Raw genomic sequence first — 20096 nt, 5'->3', positions numbered from 1 at the left:
AAGTAAAAAATGATTTAATGACCCAATGATCCAACGCAAATGACGTGAAACAAACTCAACGCAAATGACCTAATGACCAAACCATGATAGGAAATTATATTAAAACCACTGTACGGAGCCTGACGAAAAACCGGGCTTACAGCTTTTTGAACATCGCTGGCCTGGCTATTGGCGTGGCCTGCGCATCTATGATATTTTTGTGGGTGCAGGATGAGCTTACGTTTAACCATAATTTTGCAAAGCGGGATAACTTGTACACGGTTCGCGAAAATCAAACCTATGATGGTAAAACCTCCACATTTCGGGCCACCCCGGGGCCAATGGCTGCGGCTTTGAAAACCGATATCCCCGGTGTCAAAAATGCTGCCCGGATGGCAGGCTCCGATAATATTGTGTTTGCACTTGGCGATAAAACTATCAACGAAGATGGCTCCTATACTGACGCGGAGATCTTCCCGATGCTGAAACTTTCATTTGTGCAGGGCGATGAGGCTAATGTTTTTCATGAGCTGCGTTCTGTAGTGATCAGTACAACCATGGCTAAAAAGTTTTTTGGTGAAGCCAATCCTATCGGGAAGGCCTTGAAGATGAATAATGAGCAGGATTTTACGGTCACAGGTGTATTTGCCGATCTGCCTAAAAACTCAACTTTCCAGATGCAATGGTTTGCGCCGTTAAAAAACATCGATCATATGCAACCCTGGATGCAGGACTGGGGTGCTAACTGGGCCCGCACTTATGTAGAGCTGGAACCATCGGCAGATGTTAAGGCCGTTAACAAAAAGCTGGCTAACTACATCGGCAGCAAGAAAAACGGCAATAAAACTGTCTCATTCCTTTTCGGGATGAACGACTGGAATCTGCGCGATAAATTTACAGACGGTAAAATGGATGGCGGAAGGATCGAATATGTTCGTTTGTTTTCGGCAATTGCGTTTATTATCCTCATCATAGCCTGTATCAATTTCATGAACCTTTCAACAGCCCGCTCCGAGAAACGGGCTAAGGAAGTTGGTGTTCGCAAAGTAATGGGGGCGGGTAGGGGCAAACTCATCGCCCAGTTTATAGGTGAGGCTTTGATCATGGCATTTATTGCTGTAATTGTAGCCGTGCTTTTAGTTTACACGGCTCTGCCATCGTTCAATAATATGGTTCAAAAGGATTTGAATATTGACCTGTTGCAACCATCACATTTGTTTTATTTACTGTCGATAGGTTTGGTTACCGGTTTATTGGCTGGTAGCTACCCGGCATTCTATTTATCGTCGTTTAACCCGATAGCGGTATTGAAAAATATTAAACTACCATCGGCTGTTGGTGCCGGTTTTATCAGGCAAAGTTTGGTGGTGATCCAGTTTTCGGTATCTATAATACTCATCATCGGTACTGTAATTATATACCAGCAAATTCAGCACGTAAAAAACAGGGAGCTGGGCTATAAAAAAGATAATCTTGTTTACATCGATACCAAAGGCAAAATAACCGACCATTTTGCTGCGGTAAATAATGAACTGAAGCAAACAGGCGTTGTAGCCGATGCGGCATTAAGCGAATATCCTGTTTTACAGATCTGGAGCAATACCGATAATTTTTCATGGGATGGCAAGGATGCGTCAAAAAATCCGCTTATTACTATTGAAAGTGTGAGTCCGCAATTTGTATCTACTATGAACATGAAACTGCTTTCGGGTAGAGATTTTTATGCCAATGCAAAGCTTGATAGCAGCAACGTAATCATTAACGAGGCTTTTGCCAAACAAATGGGCAAGGCAGGTCATGTTGGTGGCATTATCAGGGATGGCGGCAGTAAGCCCTATCAAATTGCAGGAATTATTAAGGATTTCCTTTACAACGATATGTATGTTTCGGGCGCACCGCTCATGTTGTTCAGCCGTCCGCAAAACAATAATATTTTAACCATCCGCTTTAAACCAGGTGTTAATTTAACCCAGGCGCTGGCAAAAACCGGTGAAGTTTATAAACGCGCTAATTCAGGTTATCCGTTTGAGTACAAATTTGTTGATTCGGATTTTGATGAGCTGTTTAAAACTGAGGCGCTCACTGGTAAACTGGCTGGTGTGTTTGCGTCGCTGGCTATTGTGATATCCTGCCTCGGCTTATTTGGCCTGGCTGCTTATACTGCCGAAAGAAGGATCAAGGAAATAGGCATCCGCAAAGTGCTTGGCGCATCGGTAGCAGGTTTAACGGGTTTGCTATCACGAGATTTTTTAAAGTTGGTTGTTGTTTCATGTCTGATAGCTTTTCCGGTTGCCTGGTATGCTACAAATAACTGGCTTCAAAATTATCAATATAGGATAACCGTGCAATGGTGGGTATTTGCAGCGGCCGGTATTGCTGCCATAGTGATAGCACTGGCAACCGTAAGTTTCCAGGCTATTAAAGCAGCGTTGAGCAACCCAGTGAAGAGTTTAAGGTCGGAGTGATTAGAGTTTAGAGACTAGAGATTAGTCCATCATACTAAGATCGACAGGCACCAATAAACTAATGAATAAGTGAACTAATGAACATTATACTATGATCAAAAACTATATAAAAATTGCCTGGCGAAATTTGGTTCGCAATAAGGCTTATGCAACCATCAGTGTTATTGGTTTGGCTTTGGGGATTGCCTGCGGCGTGTTGATTTTTACGCTGATAAGCTATCACCTGAGCTTTGATAATTTCCATAAGAACTCCGATAGGATCTATCGTTTTTATACGGAGTTTCATGACCAGGGTGTTGATAGGGTGGGTGCTATACCTCAACCTATGGCCAAAGGCTACCGGAATGATCTTGGCCTTAGCGAAAAAACGGCAAGGTATATCAGTTTCAACAGAACGCTGATCACTATTACTAAGGGAAATGATGTTAAGAAATTTGGTGAAGATGACGGTGTTGCTTTTGTTGAGCCTGATTATTTCAATATTCTGAATTTTCCGTTGCTTAAAGGGGATAAGAAAAGCCTCCTTGCTAACCCAAATGAAGCTTTGGTTACCGAAAAAATGGGGCATAAATATTTTGGTAACGACAACCCGATAGGTAAGGTTTTTAAACTGGACAACAATATCAATGTTACCATAACCGGTGTACTGCAGGATTTGCCAAATAACACTGACCAAAAGCAGGAAATTTTTATTTCCTACTCAAGCATGGATGCATACGCGGGCAAAGACCGCGAAAATAACTGGGGAGGTGTTTACAGTGGTTGCCAGGCCTTTACCCGTTTAAAGCCCGGGGTAACCAAAGCACAGGTTGAAACAGCCATGCTGCAATTGGTTAAAAAGAACTATACCGGCCGTGATTTACAGGTATGGCGTTTTAAATTACAACCAATTGCCGAAATGCACTTTGATCGTGAGCTTGGCGGTTATGCTGATAAAAGCTATTTGTGGGCGCTGTTCTTTATTGGGATATTCCTGATCATTACCGCATCTGTAAATTTTATAAACCTGGCTACAGCTCAAGCTCTTAACCGTTCAAAAGAAGTAGGGATCCGTAAAGTGCTTGGTAGTTTACCATTTCAGTTGTTTTGGCAGTTTATTGCAGAAACTGCTATTATCAGTATCATAGCGGTTGGAGTAGCCATCGGTCTATCAGAAATTGCTTTGCCGGCATTGAATAACCTATTCCATGCAAAAATGGTGTTTAACTGGGCCGAGCTGAGCGCGTTTATCGTTGTTATAACCATTGTCGTAGTATTTCTGTCGGGTTCATATCCGGGCTTGGTACTGGCAAGATTCCAACCTATCAAGGCGCTTAAAAGTAAGCTGTCGCAAAAAGATGTTGGCGGGTTTTCGTTGCGTAGGGTATTGGTAGTTACCCAATTTACCATATCGCAGGTGCTGATCATCGGTACCATTATTGTGGTATCGCAATTACATTATTCGCAAAATGCCGATCTTGGGTTTAATAAGAATGCCGTGGTGCTGGTGCCGCTTCCTCAAAACGATAAGATAAAAATGAGCACGATGCGTAACCGCATCAGCGAAATCAAGGGCGTTGAAAATGTAACTTACTGTTATAATGCCCCTGCATCCCGCTCCAATAGCAATACGGGTATTCAATATGATAACCGTGCCGAAGATGAACATTGGAGCATTAATACCAAACAAGCCGATGAAAATTACATCTCTACCTTTGGGATTAAACTGGTTGCGGGTAGGAATTTCTTCAAAGGCGATTCAACCAAAGAACTTTTGGTGAACGAGACTTTCGTTAAAAAATTACGCCTTAAACCACAGGATGTAATTGGAAAGCAGATAGCAATTAATGGTCGGGATTATAAAGGTATCATCGTTGGGGTAATGAAGGATTTTTACAATTACTCCTTTCATACTGAGATTGCACCGCTATGTGTGATGCCTAATTACCAGTCTCTTTCTACCGTGGCGATAAAAATAGATATGCGTAATGCTAAAGCGACCCTGGCCGCCATTGATAAGGTCTGGAACCAAACCTTCCCTGAAGAATTATATTCATACCAGTTTCTGGATGATACCATTACCCGTTTTTACGAAATGGATAACATCCTGCTGACACTGGTTGAAGCATTTGCCGGTATAGCTATTATAATAGGGTGCCTTGGCTTGTATGGCCTGGTATCGTTCATGGCCGTGCGTAAAACCAAAGAGATCGGGGTACGCAAGGTATTAGGTGCCAATATCAGCAGTATTTTATGGTTATTTGGCAAGGAGTTTAGCATACTGTTACTTATAGCATTTGTAATAGCGGCTCCACTGGCCTGGTGGGCAATGCATAATTACTTAAAAGATTTTCAATACCGGATCAGTATCGGCCCTCAAATATTTATCGTGTCGATAGTATCCACCTTTATAATAGCATGGATCACTGTGGGCTACCGGGCCACTATGGCGGCGTTGACTAACCCGGTTAAAAGTTTGCGTTCCGAATAAATCGTCATTGAGTCATTTTGCTTTGCGTCATTAAGTCATTGGAAAACTCGCAAAGCAAAAATGACTTAATGTCCCAATGACTTAATGTTACAAAGTATTATGCTTAGAAATTATTTGAAAATAGCCTGGCGAAACATTGTCAATAACAAAGCTTATACGGCTATCAATGTTTTAGGCCTGGCAGCCGGAATGGCCGTTGCATTAATGATAGCGCTTTGGGTTGCTAACGAGTACTCGTACGATAAATTTTTGCCTAACGCGGATAGGGTATACCAGGTGCGCCGTAATTTTAACAGCAATGGCGAAACGCTAACTTTTAGTTCAACTTCATTAAAGCTGGCTGATGTACTGCACACCCTTCCCGAAGTTGAATATGCTGCGCCAACAGATTGGGGTGGTACGCATGGATTGATGGTTGGTGAAAAAAAACTGTCAATTGATGGTATACAGGCTGGAAGCGATTTTTTAAAGATATTTGAATACAAGTTACTACAGGGAAGTCGTTTATCTGCTTTGAATGATCCCTATTCAATTGTATTAACAAGGGCTACAGCTATTGCTCTGTTCGGCACCGAAAACGCGATTAATAAGGTGGTTAAGATTGATAATGCTTATAACTTAAAAGTTAGCGGTATAATGCAGGATGTACCATTAAAAGTTAGCGGTATAATGCAGGATGTACCATTGAATTCATCGCTTCAGTTTAAATACATTATACCCTTCAGTCTTTTGGAGCTACAACCTTATATGAAGGGCGCACATGGCAGTTTTGGCAATAATGGTTTTGAACTTTATGCCAAATTAAAACCCGGTGTAACTTATGCGCAGCTTGCCCCAAAGCTTAAAATTATTGAAAAAGGTGAGAAAAACGTAAACGCCGAAAATTCGGAAGTGATCATGCAGCCCATGGCCGACTGGCATTTGTATTCCGATTATAAAAATGGCGTAGCGAGTGCAGGTTTTATTGATTATGTACGTACGTTTAGTATTGTAGGAGCGCTTGTACTTCTTATAGCCTGTGTTAATTTCATTAACCTCACCACCGCCCGGTCTGAAAAACGTGCACGGGAAGTCGGAATCCGCAAGGCAATTGGTTCACAACGCAAGCATCTTATTTTTCAGTTCCTGACTGAATCAGCATTGATCACTTTTATCTCTTTTATTTGTTCGATACTTTTTGTGCAGATAGCTCTTGGGCCATTTAACGCGCTTACCGGTACTGCCATCGCCATACCATTTAGCAGTATAACTTTTTGGCTAATAGTCATTGGCTGTGTACTGCTTACTGCCTTAGTTGCGGGGAGCAGGCCCGCGTTTTACCTGTCGTCATTTAATCCGGTTAAAGTTTTAAAGGGTACAATCCAGATCGGGCGCTCCGCATCCTATTCGCGCAAAATATTGGTGGTGATGCAGTTTAGCTGTTCCATAGCGCTAATCATTAGTACGGTAGTTATTTACAAGCAAATTCAGTATGCCAAAAACCGCCCCAGCGGATACAATATCAACAGGCTGATGGCAACCAACGCCAATGAAGATCTCGGCAAACACTTTGCGGCATTTAAAAATGAGTTATTGCAAAGCGGTGTAGTAGAAAGTATATCATCGGCATCAAGTACTGTCACTGATGTAAACACGCACAATGACCTTGATCAATGGCCAGGTAAATTGGCCGGCGAAACGGTTGAAATGGGCATTATAAACATTGCTGACGATTATTTTAAAACAACGGGAATGAAAATGCTTGCCGGGAGGGATTTTAATAGTGTTGCATCAGATACTTCAAATGTTATTTTTAATGAAGCTGCTATTAAACGTCTCCGCCTTAAAGGCGATCCGATAAGCCAGGTGATCATTTTCGGGGGCAGGCCCGTCAAAGTAATTGGTATAGTTAAAAACGCACTAATGTTATCACCGTTTGCACAGGCCGACCCTACCATGTTTGTGTATAATAATGATCCACATCAAAACATGATCTATCGCCTGTCGCCTAAAGTAAACCCGCATGATGCCATTGACAAATTAGGGCAGGTGTTTTCAAAATACAGCCCGGCTTATCCATATACCTATCGCTTTGTCGATGATGATTATAACCGCAAGTTCGGTCAGGAAGTATTAGTAGGCAAACTCTCCGGCATATTCGCAGGCCTGGCAATTTTTATTTCGTGCCTCGGATTGTTCGGCCTGGCTGCCTATATAGCGGAGCAGCGCACCAAAGAGATTGGCGTACGTAAAGTATTGGGCGCCACGGTTAGCCAGCTATGGTTTTTACTGTCGAAGGATTTTGTGTTGCTGGTGCTTGTTAGCTGTGTGATAGCATCGCCGCTGGCATTTTACTTTTTGCAGGGATGGTTACAAAAATATGATTACAGGGTAACCGTTGGCCCCGGTGTTTTCATCATATCGGCAATAGTAGCTATTGTGATCACGCTGGCAACAATAAGTTTCCAGGCTATTAAAGCCGCAATTGCCAATCCGGTTAAAAGTTTACGTTCTGAATAATTGATTGGTCATTGAGTCATTGATAATGGAGTAAAGTAACAATGACTTAATGACCCAATGACCCAATGACTTAATGAAATAAAGAGATATGATCAGAAATTACATCAAAATAGCCCTTCGGAACCTTTGGCGGCACCGGGGCTTTTCCTTTATCAATATTATAGGCCTGTCAATAGGTATAACGGCTTGTTTTTTCATTTTTATGTATGTGGCTTTTGAGCTGAGCTATGATAAGTTTCATACAAAGGCCGATAGGATCTATCGTTTAGTAACGGACATTAAAACGCCAAGCGAAACTATTAATACCAGTATCACTTCCTGGGCTTTTGCACCCAGTATCAAAGCCGATCTGCCCGAGGTGGAAGCCTTTGTACGCACCAGCGGCGGCAGTTTTCTGGTACGCAGGGGCGATGTAAAGTTTCAGGAAGAAAACTCCATGTTTGCCGATTCGACCTTCTTCAAGGTTTTTGATTTTAAATTGCTAAAAGGCGATCCAAACACCGCCCTTAGCGCACCCGCTACGATCGTATTTACAGAATCGACCGCGAAAAAGTATTTTGGTACCGCCGACCCAATCGGTAAAACTGTTTTGGTTACCGGCGATGCCATACCGGCCACAGTAACGGGTGTCATAAAAGATTTTCCCGGCAACTCGCAAATTAAGGCCGATATGCTTATCTCTATGACATCGTTAACTCAAAAGTTTAATAAAGGGATAGATGGTCAATGGGGAAATTTCGGTGCTACAACTTATCTTCTGCTAAAACCGGGTACCAGTCAAAAAGCTTTTGAAGCAAAAATGCCGGCTTTTCTGCAAAACCGCGATGGAGACGGCATGAAAAAGAGCCAGATGTTTTATACACTTACACTTGAGCCTTTAAAGTCTACCTATCTCTATTCAAAAAGAGGCGGGCAGGAAGTTGGCAGCATCAGCAATGTATACATATTCAGCATTGTTGCTGTTTTTATTTTGCTGATAGCCTGCATTAACTTCGTTAACCTTACCACAGCGCGTTCTGTTGAGCGGGCTAAGGAAGTTGGGATCCGCAAAGTTGTAGGTGCCGAAAAAAGCCAGCTTGCAGGCCAGTTTATTGGCGAATCAATAGTGCTTTGTATCATCGCTTTTTTACTCACTGTTGGTATCGCTTCTTTGTTGCTGCCTATGTTTAATCAGCTGGCTGGTAAGACCATCAGCTCAGGCATCTTTTCAAACTGGTATTATATACTTATCCTTTTTGTAACATCCGTTTGTATCGGCTTATTGGCAGGTTTGTATCCGGCTTTGGTGTTATCCTCCTTTAAACCGGTGATGGTTTTAAAAGGTAGATTTTCGGGAAGCAAAAAAGGCGGAGTTTTGCGTAAAACGCTTGTTATTGCCCAGTTCAGTATTTCCATAGCACTTATTATCGGCACCATAGTGGTTTATAACCAAATGAGCTTTATGCAAAACCGCGATCTCGGTTTTAATAAAGAGCAGATGGTAGTAATTAACACCAATGGCGATCCGGCCAAAGATGCGTTGAAAAATGCCATCAGTTCGATACCTGGTGTAGTTTCAACAGCATCAGCTTCGAGCATCCCTGGCGGCGGCAATAACGGAGCTTACTCCGAGATTGAGAACAAAAAAGGCGATTTACAGATTGCTAATCTCGACCTTTATTTTGTCGATTACGACTACGTAAAACAGTTCAAGATCAAAATGGTTGCCGGTCGTGCATTTTCGCGTGAGTTTAGTACAGATACTGCCCAGGCCATGCTCGTTAATGAAGCAGCCGTTAAACTATTTGGCTATAGCTCTCCTAAAGATGCCATCGGTCGCCGGTTTAAACAATGGGGACGTGAGGGCAAGATAGTAGGGGTAATGAAGGATTTTCACTTCCGTTCGTTACAGGAGGTGATCAAGCCGCTTACCATGCGTATTGAGTTACATAGCCTTGATCTGATCACTGTAAAAGTATCGCCCCAAAACTTAAATGCTACACTGGCACAGATAGAAGGCAAGTGGAAACAATTTATCCCTAACAGGCCATATACTTATTATTTTTTAGATGAATTCTTCGACAGGCAATATCGTGCGGAACAACGTTTTGGGAAGCTTTTTTTCAACTTTGCCATACTGGCCATATTTATTTCATGTTTAGGCTTGCTTGGTTTGGCATCATACAGTACCCTGCAGCGTACCCGCGAGATAGGGATCCGTAAAGTGCTGGGCGCATCGGTACCGGGTATCGTGAACTTGTTATCGTTAGATTTTTTAAAATTGATATTGATATCCTGTGTTATTGCCATGCCGGTAGGCTGGTATTTTATGAGCCAATGGCTCAAGGATTTTGCTTATCGCATTGATATCCAGTGGTGGGTGTTTGTGCTGGCAGGCATCCTGGCCATTTTGGTAGCTGTGGCTACCATTAGTTTCCAGGCTATTAAAGCGGCTTTAAGTAACCCGGTTAAAAGTTTACGTTCGGAATAATTTGACTGGTCATTGAGTCATTTGCTTCGCCTCATCAGGTCATTGATAAAGTAGCAAGGCAAAAATGACTTAATGCCCCAATGATATAATGAAATAAAGCTATGATAAGAAATTACTTCAAAACCGCCTGGCGGAATATCTGGAAAAGCAAGGTTTTTTCGGCTATCAATATTTTTGGATTGGCTGTGGGTATGGCTGCCTGTATTGTGATCCTGCTTTTTGTTTATTACGAAAAAAGCTTTGACAACCTGCATGCTGAAAACATCTATCGCTTAAACGAAGTGCAAAAGTTTGAAGGTATGGGTGCATCGCAAAAGGTGGCCTTATCCATGTTCCCGATGGGGCCAAGCCTTAAGGCTGATTTTCCGGAGGTGAAAAACTTTACACGGGTACGCTGGCAGCAAAAGTTTCCGCTCAATGTTGGGCTTAAACGGGTATATATGCCGCAGGTGTTTTTTGTCGATTCGGTTTTTCTGAAAATGTTTGACTTTAAATTATTAAGGGGCGATAGAGAAACCGCGCTGCTAAAACCGCGCAGTGTTTTATTAACCGAAGATGCCGCTAAACGCATGTTTGGCAACGACGACCCGATAGGTAAAACCGTTACCAATTACGGTCAGGACACCATAACATACGCGGTTACGGGCATCTTGGCCAATGTGCCTAAAAACTCACAATTACAGTTCGATTGTCTATTTTCATTTAGCAGTATCTATAAACCATGGATGTTTACCAATTGGGGAGGGAACTGGCTAAATACTTACCTTGAACTGGTTCCGGGTACAAATATAGCAGCGCTCGAAAAGAAATTTCCGGCATACCTTCAAAAATATAAAGGTAAGGACGGCCCTAAAAATTACGAGCTATTCCTGCTTTCCCTGAAAGATGTTCACGCTAATTCGGCCGATATCGGGTTGGATTATATTAATTACCAAAAGTTTGATAAGCATATAACCAACCTGTTTACGATAATCGGCATCATTGTTTTGGTGATAGCCTGTATTAATTTTATTAATCTTTCAACCGCGCGGTCATCAGAGCGGGCTAAAGAAGTAGGTGTACGCAAATCCATCGGTGCAGGTCGTTTTCAGCTGGCCATGCAATTCCTGGGCGAAACGGTATTGCTCTCCCTGATAGCTTTGGCTTTTGCCTGTGTTTTAGTAAGCCTTGCTATACCTTTTATCAATAGTTTAAGTCAGCGTGATATCAGTTTGCCACTGCACGATAATAAGATGCTTATAGGTTTGATATTTATAAGCACAGTGCTTGTGGGCATTATATCGGGTATATATCCGGCGCTCTTCCTGTCGTCATTTCAACCTGTTAAAGTGTTGAAGGGAGCTTTTGCTTCGGCGGGAGGTAACAAGATCCCGCTGCGTAATATTTTGGTTGTGGGCCAGTTTACCAGTGCTGTAATTTTGATGATCGCTACGGTTTTGGTTATCAAACAACTTAAGTTTATGCAGCAAAAAGATCCCGGCTTTAACCGCGATCAAATTGTTAACGTTCCATTAGGCCTTATTCCACAAAATAAATATGATCTTTTTAAGCAAGAGCTGCTATCCAATACGCTGGTACAAGGTGTTACGGCATCCCAGGATATTTTGGGCAGCCACCTTGATCAAACCGGGATCTCATTTAAACTGGGCGATTCGCCATTAAGACAGCTTACTTCAACCTTGCTGGTTGTTGATAATAATTACCTCGATCTGTATAAGATTAAGCTGCTGATGGGCAAAAACTTCTCTACCGACACCTCGGCAGTATGGAAGCAGTATATCATCAATGAAGCATTGGCCAAAGAACTATTGAAAGACCATAAAGGAAAAAACATGGAATCCTTATTAGGCCAAAGGTTTGGTTTTGATTCGTTAGGTGTGATTACAGGTATTGCTAAAGATTTTAATTTCAACTCCTTGCATTACAAAATTGAAACACTGTTTCTCGTTAATGGCAAAGGGTTTGGCCAGATGTCGGTTAAGATCAATGGCGGCAGGGCTAAGGAGGCTGTGGCGTTCATCCAATCAACCTGGATGAAACAGTTTCCGGGTGTGCCTTTTGAATATCAGTTTCTTGATGATCATTTTACCGAAGTTTATAGTGTAGATAACCAGGTAAGCACAGTAGTAAGTATTTTAGCCGGGCTGATCATCATTATATCCTGTTTAGGTTTATTTGGCCTCGCATCTTATTCTGCCGAAAAGCGAATCAAGGAAATAGGGGTGCGCAAGGTACTTGGTGCATCGGTACAAAATATTGTAATACTGCTTTCGGGCCATTTTGTAAAACTGGTACTAATTGCCAATGTCATTGCCTGGCCTATTGCTTTTTATGCAATGAGCAAATGGCTGCAGGATTTTGCCTATCGCATTGATATCAGCTGGTGGGTGTTCGGCATAGCCGGGTTCACCTCGCTCATTATTGCATTTGCAACGGTAAGTTTCCAGGCTATTAAAGCGGCCGTGGCTAACCCGGTTAAAAGTTTGAGATCTGAATAATTGCGTTCATTGGTTCACTTGTTCATTGGTTCATTAGTGTGAACGCGGAAAGACACCTTTAACAAACATGCAAGTACCAATGAACTAATGAACCATTGAACTAATAAACTAACAAATGATTAAAAACTATATAAAAACAGCATGGCGTAACCTTGTTGTAAATAAGGTTACTTCGCTAATAAGTATTGCAGGTTTGGCAGTTGGGATAGGCTGCTTTATACTGCTGGCTACCTACCTGTTAAATGAGTTGCGGTACGATAGGTTTCATGTAAAGGCCGACCGGATAGTCCGTGTGGTGTATAATTATAAATCGTCGGATGATGCGGAAGCTAAATCAGTGTCGGTAACGCCGACCGCGCCGGTGCCGGTATTTAAACATCAATTACAAGAAATTGAAGATGGTGTGCGTATTTACTGGAACAATAATCCAGTTCAGTACCAGGATAAGCTGTTTAACGAGAAGCGCTTTTTATTAGCCGATGAGCCTTTTTTCAAGATCTTTAGCTTTAAGTTTTTGCGGGGGAACGCTGCAATAGCGCTTAAAGATCCATCGGCAGTGGTTATTACCGCCTCTACCGCTAAAAAATACTTTGGTAATGATGATGCGCTGGGCAAAGTTTTGAAGGTTAATAACAAGCAAAACATGATGGTTACCGGTGTAGTGGAGGATGTGCCGGAGTATTCGCAGATAAAGTTCGATATGATTGGCTCTTATGCAGGTTCCGAACATTCCAAAACACGCAGATGGGATTCAGCTAATGATTATTCATATCTGCTGTTAAAGCCGGGTGTTAACGCGTCTTCCGTTCAGCAAAAAATGAATAATTATGTGGCAGAGATGTTTAAAGATGAATTTAGACAGGGCCATAAAATGTGGTTCACACTTGAACCATTGGCCGATGTTCACCTGAAATCTGTTGCTACATACCCGCTTACGCCATCTGGCAATATCAAGTACATTTACATTTTAGGTGCAGTAGCAGTTATCTTATTACTGTTGGCTTGCGTTAATTTCCTGAACCTCGTAACAGCCAAAGCAATTGAGCGCGGTCACGAAATAGGGGTAAGGAAAGTAATGGGTGCAGCACGTACCCAGCTTTTTACCCAATTTATTATCGAATCGGCTATGATAACGCTGGTGTCTTTACTTTGCGGTTTGTTTTTGGCCAATGTCAGTTTTAAATGGTTCAGTGATTTTTCGGGACAGCAGTTAAGCTTCCAAACCTGGAATGCTTCATGGTTGTTTTTGGCGATGGCTGCCTTATTTATAGTGGTTACATTTTTAGCCGGAACTTATCCATCATTATATTTATCATCATTTAATCCTATTGTTACCTTAAAAGGAAAGCTGACAAATACCTCGGGCGGAAAAGCATTACGCCGTTCGCTGGTGATATTTCAGTTTGTAGTATCCGTGTTCTTCATGATCTGTACGGTTATAGCCGGCAGCCAGTTGCAATATATTCAACATCTTAATATCGGTATCAACAGGTCGCAGGTTATGGTACTTGATCTCGGTGGTAAATCATTAAAGGATATCCAATCATTTAATAATGAAGTTACACAACTGCCTGGCGTGCTTAACGCAACTGCCTCGTATGATTCGCCGGTGGATGTTCATGGAGGGTATAGTATTAACCAGGCCGATGGTAAAAACAGTGATTACAATCTTTCGGTAACTGCCCTGCCTGTTGAACGGAATTTTTTAAAAACACTCGGTATTAAACTGGTGCAAGGCATAGATTTTACTGTTGCCGATGAACAACGCTCAACCCTGACCGACGAAAACCTGCGCAGCTACGGCTTTATTATTAACGAAAAAGCGGCTAACGCATTGGGCTGGAAAGCCAGCGAAGCTATAGGCAAACATATTGGCCTAAACGGACGTAAAGGTGAAATAAGAGGCGTTGTCCAAAATTTCAACTTTGCCTCCCTGCACCAGGAAATTGCTCCTATAGTAATGTTTACCGAAGACTATTTTGGTAAGATCCTCATCAAAACTTCGGGAAATAATATCGCCCAAACCATATCGGCAGTAAAAGCAAAATGGAGCGCCTTTAACCCGGCCACGCCGTTTGAATACCATTTCCTCGACCAGGAATTTGATGATATGTATAAATCAGAGCAACGCACCGGTTCAATACTGACGGCTTTCACACTGGTTACTATATTCATATCCTGCCTTGGTTTGTTTGGACTTGCCGTATTCTCAACCAAACAAAGGATAAAGGAAGTTGGTGTGCGCAAAGTATTGGGGGCAAGTGTATTCAGCATAGTAAAATTGGTTTCCGGCGATTTCCTAAAACTGGTGATCATATCGGTTATCATCGCATCGCCTATTGCCTGGTATGCTATGCATAGATGGCTACAGGATTTTGCTTATAAGATCAGCATCCAATTATGGGTATTTATTGCCGCTGGTGCCGTTGCGATATTGATCGCATTTATTACCGTAAGTGTACAATCGCTTAAAGCAGCTCTTGCTAACCCGGTGAAGAGTTTACGTTCCAGTGATTAGAGGTTGAAGATTTAGTTGAAAACATCAGCATATTAAAGGCGTCATTGCGAGGTACGAAGCAATCCCCGATTGGTAGAGCGGCTATGCGAATCCGCCCTGTATAGTTTGGGATTGCTTCGTACCTCGCAATGACGTTTTTTTTAAGAGCTTTCTCCAATCTCTAACCTTTAACCACCAATCACTAAAAACCACTGTATCATAACCGTACGCATCGTGTCACATAAGCGTACAGTGATATTTGGATGGAATGATTTAATATACTGATAATTAGTTAGATATAACTTTGGTATGTTATTGATATGTTAATCGCAAAATGATGAGTATTATTGTTTAACTCATTTATTTACTAACAAACTAATTCAATAATTAAAAATGTTATCACTGCAGCATATTTCAAAGTATTTCCAGGTAGGGGGCAACAGAAACATCATCCTTAATGATCTTAGCCTTGAGGTTGACGAAGGCGAATTTATTTCGATCATGGGCCCGTCAGGCTCTGGCAAATCAACATTGCTCAATATCATAGGTATGCTTGACGATCCATCAGACGGTTACCATTACTTTGAGGGCCATGCAGTGCATCAGCTTAAAGAAAAACAGCGCTCGGCTTTATATAAGCAATACATAGGGTTCGTTTTCCAGGCTTATCACTTAATTGACGAGCTCACTGTTTATGAAAACATCGAAACCCCGCTTATTTACCAGGATTTTAAAAGTGCTGAGCGTAAAGCCATGGTTGCCGATATGCTCGACCGCTTCAGCATCGTTGGTAAAAAAGATCTTTTCCCTGCCCAGTTATCAGGCGGACAGCAGCAATTGGTGGGTATAGCCCGTGCACTTATTGCCAAACCCAAATTGTTATTGGCCGATGAACCAACCGGTAACCTCAACTCAAAACAAGGCGAGGAGATCATGGAGCTATTCCGCAAGCTGAATAAAGAAGACGGTGTAACTATTATACAGGTTACCCACTCCGAAAAAAATGCCGAATACGGTTCGCGCATTATCGATTTGCTGGATGGCAGGATCGATTCATCAAGAAAACTCTGAACTCTATAATAAAATGCGATACTATAAATTACTATTTCTCGGCCTTGTTGTATTTGGAAACTTAAAGGCTTACAGCCAGGCCCCGGCAGACTCTGTGCTTACGTTACAGCAATGTATTGATCTTGCAATTAAAAACAACCTCGATGTAAAAAAGAGCGAATTGCAAATGCAGTCACAGGAAATTGCCTACAACCAGGCCCGTGAAAATTTGCTGCCTTCAATTAATGGCAATGTGAGCCATAATATAAGTAACGGTCGTAGCCAGGATCCTACAAACTATAACTACGTTACACAGCAAATTACCTATGCTCAGTATAACCTGAACAGTAACTTGACATTGTTTAACGGCATGAGCCTGATCAATAATATCAAACGTTACTCATTGGCGTACCAGGCCGGTAAAATGGACTTTCAACAGGCTAAAGACCTGGTTACTTTAAACGTTATCACGGCTTATCTTCAGGTGCTCGACAATGAGGATCTGCTAAAGGCAACCGTTATACAGGTTGAACAAGCTCAGAGACAGGTAGACAGACTGGTAGTATTGAATAAAGACGGTGCTACGCCGCCGGCAACATTATATGACCTGAAAGGCACACTGGCAACCAGTAAGATAGGTGCTGTTAATACCAAGGCGGCAATGGGCATCTCCAGGATCAACTTATTGCAGATCATGAACGTGCCTTTGGATAAAGATATTAAACTTGCACGACTATCTGCAGATCAACTGCCCGGTACATATGATAAAAAACCGGATGAGATCTATACTAAAGCACTTAATGACCTGGCATTGGTTAAAGCATATGACTTGCGTCTAAAAAGCGCCGAAAAAGGTGTGAAATCGGCCAAGGGCGCTTTATGGCCAACCATTACTGCATTTGGATCCCTTGCATCCAATTACTCAAGTACAGGTAACACCGGTTATTATTCGCAAATTAAAAATAATTATAGTTCGGGATTTGGGGTTGGTTTAAGTGTTCCAATCCTCAATTATTTTCAAAATCGGAATAAAGTGGCTCTGGCCCGTATTGATCTGCAAACTGCAAAGTATAATAACGATTTTACACGGATCCAATTAAAACAAAATATCGATCAAGCTTATATCAACATGTCATCCGCTCTTGAACGTTATCACCTGCTGCGTGACCAGGTTGATGCCTACGGCGAATCGTATCGTATTGCCGAGGTTAAATTTAACTCGGGCGCCATTACCTCAGTTGATTTTGTGATAGCTAAATCAAACTTCGATCAGGCTAATACCAACCTGATCAACGCCCGGTATGATTATTTTATCCGTACCAAAATACTTGATTATTATCAGGGGAACTTAGCGCTTTAACCGCAATTTTTAAGATTAACAGAAACCTATACTTTTATCTCAGATTCTCAGTTAAATATCCGGTTAAACTTTTGCCGAACTTATCGGTTGTGTTTAACCGGATATTTCTATTTTAGCGACAGTTTTGCAAACAATATGGCTTGCAAAAACTTTTACATCATCCAAACACCTAATAAGTATGAAAAAATTAATTCTACTCTCGTTATCTATTTTTTTATTGTCAATCGGCGTATCGAAAGCGCAGGTGATCCCAAGCTTTTCTTTTGGTTTGAAAGGCGGCTTAAACTACTCAACTTTTCCCTCAAACGGCGTTTTTAACAACGATAACAAAGCAGGTTATCAAGCCGGTGCCTGGGCAAGGATCGGTGGCCTGGGTTTAATTTTTCAACCCGAGCTTTATTATACTGATAAAAGTGTAACTGTAAATAATGGCGGTGTTTCAAATAAACAAAGCTTTAAAAGTTTTGATGTTCCGTTGTTAGTAGGAGCTAAAGTGGGCGCCTTAGGTTTAGGCGGAAGGTTTTATGGAGGCCCCGTACTTTCGTTTACTACGGGCCGGGACAGAAATGCTTTGGATGATGCAACTGCATTAAGGTATAAAGATGCCAATTATGCGATCCAGGTAGGTGCGGGCGTTGATATCAGCAGTCTTTCTATCGATCTTCGCTACGAGGGTGGTTTAAATAAAATAGCCTATGGCAATGATAATTCGCATACACGTGTAAGCTTGTTCAGCCTTGCCGTGGCTTATAAATTGTTCTCATTATAATTTTAGAGATCTTCAAGAATGTAGAAAGACCTGCCGGTACGGCGGGTCTTTTTGCTTTAAATTAAGGTATAAACTAACTGCAGTTTAAGCAATGCAATCGATTGTATATTTAGTATTATATTTTTGCTTTTAATTGACAGAATAGTATTATACTTATTGTATAACGTACACCTATATTTATCTTGCCATTTATACGTCTGTTATCTGTTTAAACGCAGATTACAGGTGTTTCCTAAAATTCAGGGCAGATGAAAAAGCACCTTCTTATATCATTTAGTAAATCTTTATTCGCGTTATTGCTGATTGGAAGCAATGTTTCGGCACAACAAAAAGACACTACTTCAAGGCCCATCGGCCTTAATCAAATAGGTTTTTATCCTGCTGCTATTAAAAAAGCAGTTGTAATAAGTGATAAAGGGGGCGACTTTTTTATACAAACCATCCAAAAGCAAACGGTATTTACCGGAAAGCTAAACACTTCGCTTGAGCCAAACTTTGCAGGTCATATTATTCATTATGCTGATTTTAGCACGTTTGGCAAGCCAGGTAAGTATGTGCTTTACGTTCCATCGGTAGATTATTCTTATCCTTTTGAGGTTAAAGCTTCAGTTCATAAAGCTGTAGCCGCCGCCGCTATCAAAGCATACTATTTTATGCGGTCGGGCACCGCCCTGCCCGAAAAATATGCCGGCAAATGGCATAGGGCAGAAGGTCACCCTGATACTGTTGTGTTGATCCATCCATCTGCCGAAAGTGAAGGGCGAAAGGCTGGTTCAATAATATCATCACCCCGTGGCTGGTATGATGCCGGCGATTATAATAAATATATCGTAAACAGCGGCATCACTACAAGTACGCTGCTTTCTTTATACGAGGATTTTCCTGCCTACATGAAAACGGTTAAGCTTAGCATCCCTGAAAGCAGTAACAAAGTGCCGGATGTTTTGGACGAGGTGCTCTGGAACCTTCGCTGGATGCTTACCATGCAGGACCCAGCCGATGGCGGTGTATACCACAAGCTTACCAATGCCGCTTTCGATAAGTTTGATATGCCTGATAAAGACAAGTCGCCACGCTATGTAGTGCAAAAAGGTACGGCAGCTACGCTCGACTTTGTCGCGGTATTGGCACAGGCATCCCGGATCTTTAAGCAATATCCGAAAGAGTTGCCGGGCTTCGCCGACTCATGTATAACGGCAGCTCAAAAAGCCTGGGGTTGGGCGGTTAAGAATCCCGAAGTGGCCTACCGACAAGAAGAGATAAATAAAAAGTTTGAGCCGAAGATCACTACCGGCGCTTATGGCGATAATAACTTTACCGATGAGTTTATCTGGGCGGCATCCGAACTGGTGGCTACTACCCGTGATGTGGTTTATCTTAAATATATAAACCTTTTACCTGACGACCGTATGCCGGTTCCAACCTGGTCACAGGTTAGGCTATTGGGTTATTATACGCTGATCAAAAACGGTATAACAGATAAAGCCGTGCCGGATATGCCGGAGATCAAAAAGCGGCTTATCAGTACTGCCAATGATATGATCAGCGGGGTTGATTCAAATGCTTATCAAACGGTAATGACCAAATCCATAAGGCACTTTGGCTGGGGCAGTACATCTGAAGCTGCAAATGAAGGAATTTTGCTTATCCAGGCTTACAAATTATCATACAATAAAAAATACCTTGATTATGCTTTGGCTAATCTGGATTACCTGCTTGGCCGTAACGGTACAGGGTATTCTTTTGTTACAGGATATGGCACTAAAACGCCGATGCATCCGCATCACAGGCCATCTGCTGCGGATGGTGTTGCTGATCCTGTACCGGGTTTACTGGTAGGTGGCTCTAACCCCGGGATGCAGGATGGTATCAAAGTGCCATCAAAAGTACCCGACGAGGCTTATATCGACGATGAGCGTGCTTACGCGGCAAATGAAATAGCGATCAACTGGAATGCCCCACTGGCTTATCTGGCTAATGCCATGGAGGCTTTACAACATGAGTTAGATATCAGTAAGAAACAGGAATCAACTAAATAA

At 42.0% G+C, this 20096-nt stretch carries 10 protein-coding genes; all 10 read left to right on the top strand.

Features of this window, described 5'->3' with window-relative positions:
• Positions 1–83 precede the first annotated feature (83 nt).
• Complete coding sequence (locus AC1DUD_RS12070; protein WP_477374924.1) at positions 84–2444, top strand: ABC transporter permease; 2361 nt, start codon at positions 84–86, stop codon at positions 2442–2444.
• Positions 2445–2535: 91 nt separating this feature from the next.
• Positions 2536–4914, top strand: coding sequence for an ABC transporter permease (locus AC1DUD_RS12065; RefSeq protein WP_477374923.1), 2379 nt, complete (start codon positions 2536–2538; stop codon positions 4912–4914).
• A 99-nt stretch (positions 4915–5013) separates the two neighbouring features.
• On the top strand, positions 5014–7413 hold the full coding sequence (locus AC1DUD_RS12060; RefSeq protein WP_477374922.1) for an ABC transporter permease: 2400 nt from the start codon (positions 5014–5016) through the stop codon (positions 7411–7413).
• Positions 7414–7501: 88 nt separating this feature from the next.
• Positions 7502–9883, top strand: coding sequence for an ABC transporter permease (locus AC1DUD_RS12055; protein ID WP_477374921.1), 2382 nt, complete (start codon positions 7502–7504; stop codon positions 9881–9883).
• Positions 9884–9984: 101 nt separating this feature from the next.
• Entirely contained in the window at positions 9985–12381 is a 2397-nt protein-coding gene (locus AC1DUD_RS12050; RefSeq protein WP_477374920.1) for an ABC transporter permease, read from the top strand.
• 115 nt (positions 12382–12496) lie between these two features.
• Positions 12497–14899 (top strand): ABC transporter permease, encoded by a 2403-nt coding sequence (locus AC1DUD_RS12045; RefSeq protein ID WP_477374919.1) that lies wholly within the window; start codon positions 12497–12499, stop codon positions 14897–14899.
• Between the two features lie 372 nt (positions 14900–15271).
• A complete protein-coding gene (locus tag AC1DUD_RS12040) occupies positions 15272–15949 on the top strand; it encodes an ABC transporter ATP-binding protein (protein ID WP_477374918.1) in 678 nt (225 codons plus the stop codon).
• A gap of 13 nt (positions 15950–15962) precedes the next feature.
• Positions 15963–17288, top strand: a complete 1326-nt coding sequence (locus AC1DUD_RS12035) for a TolC family protein (protein ID WP_477374917.1) — start codon at positions 15963–15965, stop codon at positions 17286–17288.
• 178 nt (positions 17289–17466) lie between these two features.
• Positions 17467–18057 carry a porin family protein gene (locus AC1DUD_RS12030; RefSeq protein ID WP_477374916.1) on the top strand — a complete coding sequence of 197 codons (591 nt, stop codon included), beginning with the start codon at positions 17467–17469 and terminating at the stop codon, positions 18055–18057.
• Positions 18058–18305: 248 nt separating this feature from the next.
• Positions 18306–20096 carry a glycoside hydrolase family 9 protein gene (locus AC1DUD_RS12025; protein ID WP_477374915.1) on the top strand — a complete coding sequence of 597 codons (1791 nt, stop codon included), beginning with the start codon at positions 18306–18308 and terminating at the stop codon, positions 20094–20096.

The sequence above is a fragment of the Mucilaginibacter sp. P4_A11 genome, assembly GCF_056402535.1.
This window is presented reverse-complemented; position numbering and strand designations above follow the sequence as displayed.